This window comes from Oceanobacillus jordanicus (genome assembly GCF_022095695.1).
Classification (GTDB): domain Bacteria; phylum Bacillota; class Bacilli; order Bacillales; family Amphibacillaceae; genus Oceanobacillus_B; species Oceanobacillus_B jordanicus.
Window position 1 is genome coordinate 1 of record NZ_JAIFZM010000009.1, and the last position, 13226, is coordinate 13226.

General features: G+C 39.2%; 9 protein-coding genes, 1 pseudogene and 2 riboswitches. Of the genes and pseudogenes, 9 read left to right on the top strand and 1 reads right to left on the bottom strand.

Features of this window, described 5'->3' with window-relative positions:
* The 9 genes and pseudogenes from K3T81_RS11385 to K3T81_RS11425 form a co-directional block, all read left to right on the top strand.
* Window positions 1-1500, top strand: a 1500-nt coding sequence (locus K3T81_RS11385) for a DUF4129 domain-containing transglutaminase family protein (RefSeq protein ID WP_238020215.1), incomplete at its 5' end; no start/stop codon positions are given.
* A 43-nt stretch (window positions 1501-1543) separates the two neighbouring features.
* Window positions 1544-1645, top strand: a riboswitch (purine riboswitch).
* 139 nt (window positions 1646-1784) lie between these two features.
* On the top strand, window positions 1785-3320 hold the full coding sequence (gene guaA / locus K3T81_RS11390; protein ID WP_238020216.1) for a glutamine-hydrolyzing GMP synthase: 1536 nt from the start codon (window positions 1785-1787) through the stop codon (window positions 3318-3320).
* Window positions 3321-4087: 767 nt separating this feature from the next.
* Window positions 4088-4420 (top strand): annotated as a pseudogene (locus tag K3T81_RS19670) (methyl-accepting chemotaxis protein); the annotation flags it as partial.
* 12 nt (window positions 4421-4432) lie between these two features.
* Window positions 4433-5260, top strand: a complete 828-nt coding sequence (locus tag K3T81_RS19485) for a methyl-accepting chemotaxis protein (RefSeq protein ID WP_275949833.1) — start codon at window positions 4433-4435, stop codon at window positions 5258-5260.
* A gap of 320 nt (window positions 5261-5580) precedes the next feature.
* Window positions 5581-6582 carry a ZinT family metal-binding protein gene (locus K3T81_RS11405; RefSeq protein WP_238020217.1) on the top strand — a complete coding sequence of 334 codons (1002 nt, stop codon included), beginning with the start codon at window positions 5581-5583 and terminating at the stop codon, window positions 6580-6582.
* A gap of 136 nt (window positions 6583-6718) precedes the next feature.
* Window positions 6719-8311, top strand: coding sequence for a metal ABC transporter solute-binding protein, Zn/Mn family (locus tag K3T81_RS11410; protein WP_238020218.1), 1593 nt, complete (start codon window positions 6719-6721; stop codon window positions 8309-8311).
* Window positions 8312-8513: 202 nt separating this feature from the next.
* Entirely contained in the window at window positions 8514-9221 is a 708-nt protein-coding gene (locus tag K3T81_RS11415) for a metal ABC transporter ATP-binding protein (RefSeq protein ID WP_238020353.1), read from the top strand.
* Window positions 9167-10012, top strand: coding sequence for a metal ABC transporter permease (locus tag K3T81_RS11420; RefSeq protein ID WP_238020219.1), 846 nt, complete (start codon window positions 9167-9169; stop codon window positions 10010-10012). The genes K3T81_RS11415 and K3T81_RS11420 overlap by 55 nt, the downstream gene beginning before the upstream one ends.
* Before the next feature lie 204 nt (window positions 10013-10216).
* Window positions 10217-10316, top strand: a riboswitch (purine riboswitch).
* 120 nt (window positions 10317-10436) lie between these two features.
* Window positions 10437-11771: an NCS2 family permease gene (locus tag K3T81_RS11425; RefSeq protein WP_238020220.1), complete on the top strand. Its 1335-nt coding sequence runs from the start codon at window positions 10437-10439 to the stop codon at window positions 11769-11771.
* A 70-nt stretch (window positions 11772-11841) separates the two neighbouring features.
* On the opposite strand, the gene K3T81_RS11430 is transcribed toward K3T81_RS11425, so the two are convergent.
* Window positions 11842-13017: an MFS transporter gene (locus tag K3T81_RS11430; protein WP_202606496.1), complete on the bottom strand. Its 1176-nt coding sequence runs from the start codon at window positions 13015-13017 to the stop codon at window positions 11842-11844.
* Window positions 13018-13226: the final 209 nt, after the last annotated feature.

Sequence of the window (13226 nt, forward strand, 5' to 3'; positions counted from 1 at the left end):
CCTTTTATTAAAAGTACAGCAGAAAATGCTGGGAATTTTGAAGGCGGGGTCCAAAAGGTTGGATACGGAGAAGATGACTCACAACTAGGTGGGTCCTTCGTGCAGGATTATACACCGGTTTTCGAAGCGGTTGCCGAGGATGACCATTATTGGCATATTGAGAGCAAGAATGTATATACAGGAAAAGGTTGGGAGACCTCGACACCTCCCGATTATAATCAGCTCGATGATTTCAATTGGGAGCTAACACGTACCTTCCTGCCGAGTGTGGAAACGGAAGCACGGGAGGCCCAGGTGGAGTTCATGGGCGATACCTCCATTAATAAATTAGTTCATCCATATGGAATTTACAGCGCAAGCACACTTTCAGAAGCTGATTTCTTTTATGATGCGGAGAGTAATTCCATTCAAACAAGAATTAATAATGAGGTAGTCAGCCTTGACAACTATACGATTACTTATGAACAGCCAACATTTTCGTTAACAGATTTGAGGGAAGCTGGTAATAATGACCCTTTCCTCGATGATAAATATACGCAACTCCCCGACCTTCCTGACAGGGTAGGAGAGTTAGCAGAAGAAATCACAGACGCTTTTGACACAAGGTATGAGAAAGTAAAAGCGGTTGAACAGTATTTCGGTACAAATGGTTATGTCTATCAAACAACGGATGTTCCTGTCCCTGAGGAAGACGAGGATTATGTAGATCAATTTCTATTTGAATCAAAGGTTGGTTACTGTGATAATTACTCGACTTCTATGGTCGTTTTATTGCGTTCCCTGGACATACCAGCAAGATGGGCAAAAGGATTCACTAGTGGTGAAGTGAAGAATTTCAACATTGGTCGAAACGGTGACCAAGATATATACGAAGTAACAAATGCAAATGCCCACTCATGGGTAGAGGTTTACTTCCCTGAAATCGGATGGGTTCCTTTTGAACCAACACAAGGTTTTTCCAATCCTACTGACTTTCAGGCAGAAATGAATAACAATGATGAGCTTGATCAAGAGACTGCACCTGAAACTCCTGAACAACAAGAAGAACAAGAACAGCCAGAACAGAATGTAGAAGAAGAGGACGATACAGCAGCAAGTGTGGCTAATGACAATGATGGTTTTTCCTTCCAATTCAATTGGATATTCTTCACTGTGGTGGCCGTTGTACTTGGTATACTGTTAATTCTTGGCTATCGAAAGAGATTTCGTTGGCAAGCAAAGCTAGTCGCGACAAAATTAGATAGAACAGATGGACCACAAGGATTCCAGGAAGCTTATCATTTTCTAATTAAACTACTAAACCATCACGGCGTACAAAAACAACCAGATCAGACGTTAAGAGAGTATGCACAACAGGTAGATAATGCCTATCATACAGACGACATGAAAAAGTTAACCTCCCGTTATGAGCAAATGCTGTACCAAAAAGAGTACAGTCATGTTCAAGGACGTGATTTGACGCAATTATGGAAAGATTTAATAAAACGAATATTAGGTTGACCTGTCTGTTGAAGGTTAGTAGAATAAGGGAGTATTAAACGAATTTGAATAAATATATGCCTTTCGTATATCCTCGATAATATGGATCGAAAGTTTCTACCGGAGCACCGTAAATGCTCTGACTATGAAGGCAGAATTTCTATAGGTACGTGTACAAAAAGCCTGGGATTTCTGCCTTTTTGCAGCTTTTTTTAGCTGTGGGAAGCTAGAGGTCTGGGCTTTTTCTATTAATGAATGCCTTTATTACCGAGTTCTAAAATATTGTTACAGATAGGAGACAGCAAATGGAAAACAATGAAATGATTCTAGTTCTTGATTTTGGGAGCCAGTACAACCAACTAATTACGAGACGAATTCGGGAGCTTGGCGTTTATAGTGAACTGCACTCTCATAAGCTGACCGCAGAAGCAATTAAACGCATGAACCCGAAAGGAATTATCCTATCCGGTGGACCGCACAGTGTCTATGATGAAAATAGCTTCCGCTGTGACCAAGGGATTTTTGATCTCGATATTCCAATCCTCGGTATTTGTTATGGAATGCAATTAATGGCATTACATTACGGAGGAAAAGTGGAAAAAGCTAAAAATCGTGAGTACGGAAAAGCACTTATTGATATAAAAGGTCAGCCAGTTCTTTTTCAGGATACACCAGAGAAACAAACAGTTTGGATGAGTCATGGTGATAAAGTAATCGAAGTACCAGAAACCTTCCAGACGGATGCAACGAGCCCGTCAACTCCTATTGCTGCGATGAGCCAGCCATCTAAGAAACGCTATGGTGTACAATACCATCCAGAAGTGCGAAACTCAGAGTATGGTAATCATTTATTAAAACAGTTTGTCTATGAAGTATGTGAGAGTGAGGGCGACTGGTCGATAGAAAACTTCATTGAAATGGAGATAGAGAAAATACAGGAAAAAGTTGGAGACAGTAATGTTTTATGTGCATTGAGCGGCGGAGTGGATTCTTCCGTTGTGGCAGCATTAATTCATAAAGCAATTGGTGATCAGCTTACTTGTATTTTCGTTGACCATGGTCTACTTCGTAAAAATGAAGCGGATGATGTGATGAAAGTATTCGCGGATGATTTTAATATGAATATTATCAAAGTAGATGCCAAAGATAGATTCTTATCTAAGCTAAAAGGTATAGATGATCCAGAGAAAAAACGGAAAATCATCGGCAACGAATTCATCTATGTATTTGATGATGAAGCAGCGAAATTAGAAAATATGGATTTCCTAGCACAGGGAACACTTTATACAGATATTATTGAAAGTGGTACAGAAACTGCTCAAACCATTAAGTCCCATCACAATGTTGGCGGATTGCCTGAAAACATGCAATTTGAACTAATTGAGCCGTTGAATACACTATTTAAGGATGAAGTACGCGAATTAGGTTCCCAATTGGGGATCCCTGACCGCATTGTTTGGCGCCAGCCATTCCCAGGACCAGGACTTGCTATTCGAGTTTTAGGCGAAGTAACAGAGGATAAATTGAAAATTGTCCGTGAATCTGACGCAATCCTTCGTGAAGAAATTGCTGCTGCCGGCCTTGATCGGGATATTTGGCAGTACTTTACCGTGCTTCCTAACATTATGAGTGTTGGCGTAATGGGCGATGCCCGGACGTATGATCACACGATCGGTATTCGTGCCGTAACCTCAATCGATGGCATGACCTCCGATTGGGCAAGAATTCCTTGGGATGTGCTTGAAAGAGTATCCACACGCCTGGTCAACGATGTAGAGCATATCAACAGAGTAGTGTATGACGTAACGAGCAAGCCACCTGCTACAATTGAGTGGGAGTAGACTTTTTAAATAGAATTATTTAGAAATCCTGCAATATCAGTTTGAACGATGTGCTTGGGATAAGATAGGTTTTCAAAATAGAACCCCCTTCTTCACATTAATTGTGAAGAAGGGGGTTTTTTGTGTAGTTAAAATTCTAAATCCCCTACTTTTTGTGTAGGAAATCTAAATCGACTGCCAAAATTCGACAATTTTCTTCACTTTTCTTTGTAAAAAGCCGATATTATATAAGTTAAATCATGTAAAAGTAAAAAAGGAGTTTAACTATGAACAGCAGTTTACAGGCAGTCGTTAACATTGCCCCAATAATTAAAGAAACCCTCGGCCCTACCGCCGCAATGGGAATCATAGATACAGAAAAATTCGTGTACTTTGAACCATCTACTATGATTAAACTTGATGTAGCAGTTGGAACGCCCGCAATCCCTGAATATGAGGTATACACTCGTGCTATAAAAGGAGAAAAAATCAGTGATGCTACGATGGATCCATCCATTTTTGGCGTTCCTGTTGTGACGGATGTATTACCAATTAAAGAGGAAGATGGAGAGATTGTTGGGTTATTATCCATGAGCCGAACGCTAGAGCATCAAGTACGTCTCGATAAAGAAATAGAAAGCATTAGTCAGGTAATTGACAGTCTTCAAGGAAAAGTCCAAAACGTTGCAGCACAAGCTGAAGAATTGTCAGCAACAAGTAATGATATTAGTGAACAGGCAACCAAAGCAAATGATAACTCAAAACATATAGGTGAAGTAGTTCAACTGATTGAACAAATTTCCAATCAGACAAACCTGCTTGGTTTAAATGCCGCAATTGAAGCGGCACGTTCAGGAGAAGCGGGAAAAGGATTCGGGGTGGTTGCCGATGAAATTCGTAAGCTATCTGATAACACAAAAGGAGCTGTCAAAACGATAGGTAAATCCTTAAGTGAGATTCGTACTAGCATTGAAAATCTTACCCTAAGTATTAATGAAGTATCTGCATCCTCAGAAGAACAGTCTAAAATTATGGTGGAGTTCATGGATGATATTCAAAATCTTGATAATAAAAGCAAAAAAATCGTGCGCTCAATGAAAAAGATTACAAACCAAAATTAAGGAGAGAAACACATGCATCCCACACTTAAAGCTATGGTAATTACTGCTCCTTTATTAAAGGAAATACTCGGTGAAAATACTATTATTGCAGTAACAGATAAAGAAAATTATGTATACTTTTCTCCTTCTAAAAGCTATGACATAGGGGTTAAGGTCGGAGATTTTGCCATGAAAGAAGAAAATCAGGCGCTTATAAAGGCGATAGCTGGAGAAAAAACAAATGAACATATTCCAAAAGAATATGTTGGTGTCGCTATACAAAGCTCATCCTCTCCACTAACAGATGAAAATGGTGAAATTGTCGGAGCATTAATGATTAGCACGACGCTTCAAGAAGAGGAAGAAGTAGGAAATGAATTACTGGAGCTTCGCGGGATCATTAACAGTCTGCAGGCAAAAGTAGAACATGTAGCTGCACAGGCTGAAAATTTATCCGCAACAAGTACTGATATTAACAATCAAGCCTCTATTGCTACAGCTAATTCAGAGGAAATCAGTAAAGTTGTTCAATTGATTGAAGGCATTTCAGCAGAAACAAATCTGTTAGGTTTAAATGCATCTATTGAAGCTGCTCGATCCGGAGAAGCAGGTCTTGGTTTCGGTGTCGTAGCAGATGAGATACGCAAGCTTTCAGATGGTACGAAAGAAGCCGTCGGTACAATAGGGCAGTCTTTATCCGAAATACAGGCCAGTATTAGTAACCTAAAACACAGTATTGAAGAGATTTCAATTTCTACAGATGAGCAGTCCACTGTGATGACAGAATTCACCGAGGATATTAGCAAACTTGATAAACAAAGTGAAGAAATTACGCAGTATGTAAAAGAAATTATGCAATAGTCGTGTTTCTAGGTTTACTGAAACAAATGACTCAAGTGCTGAAAAACTATTGGTAAATAAAAAAAGAGATTCTAGTTATCAATTAAAAATGATAACTGGAATCTTTTTTAGGTTTTCATGCAGTTTACAGAGTTGGTTGTTCCCTGAAATTTTAAACTGCTCGACTAATATGGAAGTTTAGTTGTTGTATGAATAGGCGCATTATAAAATTCTGATTTTGATAAAATTTAATCCGTTAAGTTCTTGACAGAGTAGTTAATAAAGTGATACTATTCAAAACGTAATCATTACGATTTAAAAAAGAGAATGGGAGAGGGAAAATGAAAAAATTACTTACTAGTTTATCAATCTTATTGTTTATTAGTATCTACTTAACAGCATGTCAAGGTACGGAAGATGCGGAAGGGGATGCAACAGAGGAAGAAGAACAAGAAGTACATACAGATGAGAAACATGACCATGAAAAAGATGAAGAAGAGGATATTGAAGCGCCAGTAGGTGTTGAAATCGAAGGAGTTGCGGACCACTACCATACGGGAGATACAATTGAGCTAACTGCAGTAGTGGAAGAAGCTTCGGACTTGGATCACTGGCACTGGTTCAGTAGAGAAAGCGAAGGTGAATGGGAAGTTATTTCAGGGCAAGAGTCCGAATCTTTTACAGGTGAAGCAACAGTAGATGGTTTAGAAATTAAAGCTGTTTTATACAATGATGACCACGAACCTAGTGTTCAATCCGAGCCAGTTGAAGTTGTCATTGATGATCATCATGGACATGATGAAGCAAGTCAACAAATATATAAAGGTTACTTTGAAGATAATCAAGTAGAAGATCGTGAATTATCTGATTGGGAAGGAGACTGGCAGTCGGTTTACCCATATCTTTTGTCTGGAGATTTAGACGAAGTGTTTGAACAAAAAGCAGAGGATGGAGATATGACAGAGGAAGAATACGAGGAGTACTACACCATTGGATATGAAACCGATGTGGAGCGAATCATTATTGAGGATGGCCATGTTACATTTTTCGAAAACGGGGATGAATATTCAGGTGAATACAAATCAGATGGGTACGAAATTCTTACCTATGAAGCAGGTAATAGAGGTGTTCGATTTATATTTGAATTAGTTGATGGGGCAGATGAAATGCCGCAGTACATTCAATTTAGTGACCATGATATATTCCCAGTAGATTCACATCATTTTCATTTATATTGGGGAGATGATCGTGGAGCACTTCTAGAGGAAGTTACGAATTGGCCGACGTATTATCCTTCTGAATTAGACAAGGATGGGATTGTTCGGGAAATGCTAGCACATTAATTATTTAATTGGCGTGATATTTCTCCGCAAACCTTTAATTGAAGGTTTAGAAACAATTTAATTTAAAGAAGAAGGTATTTTTTTTAACTAATAAATCGTAATGATTACGTATTAAGCAATATTAGGAGAATGAATAATGAAGAGAAATTGGCTAGTTATCATTTTATTTAGTTTAATCTTGAGTGTCACTCTTTTGGGATGTAATCAAAATGAGGATGCAAGTACTACGAATGGCGAGTTATCTGTTGTAACATCATTTTATCCAATGTATGAATTTACTCAACAAGTAGCAGGGGATCGGGCAGATGTATCACTAATGGTTTCTGCGGGAGAAAATGCCCATCATTATGAACCAAGTGCACAAGACGTAGCAGGTGTTAGTAAAGCAGATGTCTTTGTATATAGCAGCGAAGAAATGGAACATTGGGTGGAAAGTTTATTAAACACAGTAGAAAATGATGACCTTGTGATCGCACGTACTGCTGATGGTGTGGATTTAGTGGATACGGAAAGTTCAGATCTTGCACATGCGGGAGAGCAAAATGAAGAATCGAATGCAAATATGACCATTCAAGGTGTTGCGGACCATTATCATACTGGTGACATGATCGAATTAACAGCCGAACTTAATGAGGAGGCAGAATATGATCACTGGCACTGGTATAGAAAGGAACATACTGATGCGGAATGGGAAACTGTACCAAATCAGGGGGAAGCTGAATTCGAATATGAGGCTTCAGGAGAAAGTTTTGAGCTCCGAGCAGCTCTTTTCGATGACTCCCATAATGAATATGCAGCATCAGAATCAATAGAAATTGTGATTGATGATCATAATGGACATCATCACGGAGATGACGAAGAAGGCGAACATGATCACGATCAAGCTGATAGTGAAGAATCTAGTCAAGGTAATGAACATGAAAGTGTTCAATCGGTTGAAATCGTTGGATTGGCGGATCACTATCATACAGGCGATGTTGTGACACTTGAAGCAGAGCTTCCTGAAGATGTGAACTATGATCATTGGCATTGGTATATACGTGAAAATGATACTGAGGAATGGGAAACATTATCTGATCAAGGAACGAGTCACTTTGAGTACAAAACAACAGGAAAAAGCTTTGAAGTCCGAGCGCTCCTTTTTGATGAAGATCATAATACGTATGCGGAATCGGAGCCAGTGTCCATTATTATTGATGATCACGAGTCTCACGATCCACATATTTGGTTAGATCCAGTATTGGCACAAGAGCAAGTTAATATTATTCGTGATGCATTAATTGAAGCAGACCCAGATGGAAAAGATATTTATGAAAAAAATGCAGAAGCTTTTAATGAAGAGCTGCAAACATTAGATAAAGAATATCAGGATGTGCTTAAGGATGTTGAAAATCGTGCTTTTGTAGTGCAACACCAAGCGTTTGGATACCTTGCACAGCGGTATAATTTAGAGCAAATCGCAATTGGTGGGTTATCCACAGAAGTAGAGCCAAGCCCATCGCGACTTGGCGAAATCTCAGACCTAGTGAAGGAACATAATGTTCCAGTAATTTATTATCAACAGGGAGCCAATTCAGCAATTGCCGAAACTGTCGCTACTGAAACAGGGACAGAGACCGCAGCATTATATGACTTAGAAGTATTGTCTCAAGAATTACAAGATGAGGATTTAGGGTATGTGGAGGCAATGCGTCAGAACTTAAAATCTTTACAGTTAAGTATTAAATAACTAGAACTTAGACTCATTGTAGATAAAGTGAAACTTCAATCAGTGGGAGTTTTCATTCTTCCCCCACTGATTGTTAGTTGAACGTTAGCGTCCGTATACTCTCACTTAACCATCACGGTTTCACCTCATGTTTTGAGGTGGGAGTCTTACGGACGGTTACTCCGGGATAAATAGAAAATATGTAAAGAAAGGTCGCTTAATGATGCATTATATTGAAGTGAAAAACCTTGCCTTTCAGTATGAAGAAGAACCAATATTAGAGAATATTTCATATGCAGTGGATGCGTCAGATTTCGTAATGTTAACGGGAGAAAATGGCGCAGCAAAGACGACATTACTGCGCAATATTCTAGGCTTACTTAAACCATCAAAAGGAAGTGTCCAAATTTCACCTATAAACCGTATTGGGGAAAAATTAGTTATCGGATATGTTTCCCAGCAAGTTGCATCTTTTAACGCTGGATTTCCGAGTACAGTACTGGAACTCGTCCAATCTGGTCGTTATCAAAGAGGTAAATGGTTTAAAAAACTAGATAAAGATGACAGGGAGCATGTTCGACGCTCCCTTGATTCAGTTGGAATGTGGGAGATGCGTCATAGAAAAATAGGGGAGTTATCTGGTGGGCAAAAGCAAAGAATTTCTCTTGCACGTGTGTTTGCAACAGACCCTGATTTATTTGTATTGGATGAACCTACAACAGGAATGGATACAAATTCTCGTGAAGAATTTTATAAATTACTAAAGCACAATAGTAGAGAACATGGGAAGGGAATTTTAATGGTTACCCACGACCATCAAGAGATTCGACATTACGCTGACAAGCATATTGAGCTAGTGAGGAAGGAGGACTCACCTTGGAGATGTTTTTCCATGGATTCATGCAAAGAGCTTTCCAAGCCTCATTCTTAATATCGTTAATTGCACCTATGTTAGGGTTGTTTTTAATTTTACGTAGACAGTCTTTGATGGCAGATACCTTATCACATGTTTCCTTAGCGGGTGTGGCACTAGGCTTGTTAATTGGTGTCAATCCGACTTTTACCAATATTATACTGGTGTCGGTGATTGCCATAGTGTTAGAATATTTGCGTGTAGTGTATCGCACGTATTCGGAAATTTCTATCGCAATTCTAATGTCGGCCGGGATGGCGCTAGCATTAGTTCTGATGGGATTAAATGACGGCGGCGCAACTTTAAGTATGAACCAATTTTTATTTGGCTCTATTGTCACCATTAGTGAACAGCAAGTATGGATGTTATTTGTCCTAACGATTATGATTGGTCTCTTATATTTAATTTTTAGGAAACCATTGTATATCTTAACATTTGATGAAGAAACAGCCTTCACAGCCGGTTTACCGATCAAAACGATGTCTGTATTGTTTAATATCTTAACAGGGGTCACGATTGCGGTGACGATGCCTATCGTGGGAGCTTTACTGGTTTCAGCAATTATTGTTCTACCTGCAGCTATCTCGATGCGTTTAAGTAATCGTTTTAATGGGGTAATCTTAATCGGAATAGTGCTTGCTTTAATAGGGATGTTTAGTGGTCTAGTCGTTTCTTATAAAGTAGGTACACCGCCAGGAGCTTCTATTACATTAATCCTACTTATCGTTTTTGTTTTAACTACACTCGTGAAAAAAATTTCATACTACATAAAAATAGAGAGGCTATTTAAAAGAAACGATATTTTATAAGCATTAACTAATTAGCGTTCTAAAAAATGATGTTTTTTGCCAAATGAGTGGAAGATGTAAAAAAGAGGCGATCACACTAGTTGAGTGTAAACTGTAAATGAAGAGTGATACGTAAAATAAGGCTCGTGAAAGCGAACAATGGACTTTTAATTAAAGTTATTGTTCGCTTTTGATTGACTTAGAGCAAATGACCTAGTATGATAAGAATTGAATTTAATAGAGATGCGTATAATTTCGGGAATATGGCCCAAAGTATCTACAGATCGCCGTAAATGATCTGACTACGCAGAGAAGTATTCGTCTTGTTTTGCGAGATTACCTCGCATTTTTATACGTCTTTTCTGCTAGTGAAAACGCGCCTGATCACGGATCATGTGCGTTTTTCTATTCGTAAATATGAATGATGTAAAGGGGAGGAAGAGGCGTGAAAAAGTATTTTCGCTTTGAAGAATTAGGAACAAATTATAGAACAGAGTTTATGGCTGGATTAACCACTTTCCTAGCTATGGCTTATATCTTATTTGTAAATCCATCGACTTTATCATTAGAAGGAGTCGATCAGTTACCGAATGGGGTAACAAGAATGGACCAAGGTGCTATTTTTGCAGCAACAGCAATTGCGGCTGCAGTTGGTACATTGTTTATGGGGATCATAGCGAGATATCCTATCGTTTTAGCGCCAGGAATGGGCTTAAATGCATTTTTCGCGTACACGGTTGTATTAGGATATGGAATCCCTTGGGAAACAGCTCTTGCAGGGGTTTTAGCTTCAGGACTAATTTTTATTGTACTAACTTTGACAGGAATAAGAGAGAAAATCATTAATGCCATCCCAGCAAATTTAAAAATGGCTGTGGGAGCAGGGATTGGATTATTTATCGCGTTTGTTGGTTTCCAAAATGCCAACATTATTGTCGGCGATGATGCGACGCTGTTAGCACTTGGAGACATGACTTCTCCAACCGTGATGCTTGCTGTGTTCGGTGTTATTATTTCCGTGATTTTTTTAACTTTAGGATTTAAAGGCGGTATTTTTTATGGAATGGTGATTACTGCCATTGTCGGTATGATCTTTGGATTAATCTCACCACCACAAGGGTTAGGAGGAGTAGTTGGCGAAGTACCGAGTCTTGCGCCAACTTTTGGACAAGCCTTTTCACATTTTGGGGAGATCTTTACCATTGAAATGCTTGTAGTTATTCTAACTTTTCTATTTGTTGATTTCTTTGATACAGCGGGTACCCTAGTTGCAGTAGCGACCCAGGCCGGATTGATGAAGGACAATAAGCTGCCTCGTGCTGGTAAAGCATTGTTTGCTGATTCAGCTGCAACGGTTGTCGGTGCTTCACTTGGTACATCAACGACTACATCCTATGTAGAATCCACTGCAGGGGTAGGAGCTGGCGGACGATCTGGATTTACTGCTGTAGTAGCGGCTGGGTTCTTCCTCTTGGCATTGTTCTTTTCACCGCTATTAAGTATTGTAACTTCTGAAGTAACCGCGCCTGCTTTAATCATTGTTGGTGTATTAATGGCATCTTCCTTAAAGAGTATTGAATGGGATCAGTTTGAAATTGCTGTACCTGCCTTTTTAACGGTCGTGACAATGCCGTTAACATACAGCATTGCGACAGGGATTGCGATTGGATTTATCTTCTATCCGATAACCATGCTATTAAAGGGACGCGCTAAAGAGATACACCCTATTATGTATTTACTGTTCGTCATTTTCATCCTGTACTTTATTTTCTTGAATTAGATACGAAATAGCTGCATAAGAAAAAATCACATTCGCTATACACTAGCGAATGTGATTTTTTTACGTCTTCTTATTGATCACGTTGATGCACATATGCTTCTTTACCGAAAGGAAGTAGGTGATAGAGTGTAATGAGTATTGTTCCCATTGTGGCAAGGATACCCATTCCATAGTATAAGGTTTCACCGCCAAGGGAATCGATAATAGATCCTCCCACCAGTGAACCGATAATCCCTGATACCCCAAAGAAAGTGGCAAAAAACACAAGGTGTCCTGTTGATTGCAGTAGTTTTGGAATCAATCGGGAAACATAATTGAATGCTGCCAAATAGAAAACACCAAAGGTTAAACCATGCATGAATTGTAGCCCAATAATATGGATTGGGTTATCAACGGTAGCATAGATAAACCATCTTACACTGTAAATCGCACCCGCAATAATGATAAACACAAGCGGATGGTATTTACGGAACCAAATGCCCGCTGTTGCAAAGACAAGAGCCTCTGTAAGAACTCCAGTAAACCAGGCAAACCCAACGAGCCCTTCGCTTCCGCCAAGCTGTGAAATATAAAGGCCGATATAACTATCATTCGCACGGTGTGTAATCGTTAGAAACATAATAAGTAACAAGAAAATAACAAAGGACTTGTTTTTAATAATGGCACTAACGTCTCTTAACTGAACCGGTTCGGAATCAACTTTTACATCCGTCAACCCAAAGGACACGACTAAAGCAAGCACTCCGAAGCATAGAAATGGGATGATCATGTATTCTATTCCCACTCTTGTAAGTACTTCGCCAATAATCAGAGAAGAAGTAGCAAAACCAACTGAACCCCACCAGCGAATTGCACCGAAAGAAACGCCAAAATGCTCTGCACGACGTTGAGCTAGGCTGTCTCCTAAAGCTCCAATCGGGGTAACAAAGAAATAGAAAATGGCCCCCATAAGAATAATTGCGAGTAATGTGTTCATCTGGAAAAAGATAACGCTAGTTACAAGCAGCCCCACGATACAAATCTGAATAATCCGTTTGACTGTTTTGTATTTATCACTCATATACCCCCAAAAGGGCTGCGCGAAGATAGATGCAAGTGGCCCCACTGCGAGCACCCAACCAATTTCAGTACCATTTAGCCCTTTATATTTTAAATACAAGGGCAAGTAACTCAGAATAATCGTATTTGTAGCATGAAAACTAAACAAAAGCATTTTTAAAGGTGTTAAAGAATCGCGACTGAACAAAAAATCCGCTCCTAATCTATGAATATATAAAGTGAAACTTCAATCAGTGGGGGTTTTGTTCTTCCCTCACTGATTGTTAGTCTTGCGGAAGGTTGTACCGAGATAAAGGCTATTATACTATTATCATGTGAAGAGCGGTAGAGTATTTAGGGAATAAGCTTGTCACATCTACGGATTTTAGAATACCTGTACCTAGAATAGCTAAGCTC

Bases quoted from the DNA above. Each gene is read 5' to 3' on its own strand.
- K3T81_RS11405 (WP_238020217.1), top strand. From the start codon at position 5,581: ATGAAAAAATTACTTACTAGTTTATCAATCTTATTGTTTATTAGTATC.
- K3T81_RS11410 (WP_238020218.1), top strand. From the start codon at position 6,719: ATGAAGAGAAATTGGCTAGTTATCATTTTATTTAGTTTAATCTTGAGT.
- K3T81_RS19485 (WP_275949833.1), top strand. From the start codon at position 4,433: ATGCATCCCACACTTAAAGCTATGGTAATTACTGCTCCTTTATTAAAG.
- guaA (WP_238020216.1), top strand. From the start codon at position 1,785: ATGGAAAACAATGAAATGATTCTAGTTCTTGATTTTGGGAGCCAGTAC.
- K3T81_RS11415 (WP_238020353.1), top strand. From the start codon at position 8,514: ATGCATTATATTGAAGTGAAAAACCTTGCCTTTCAGTATGAAGAAGAA.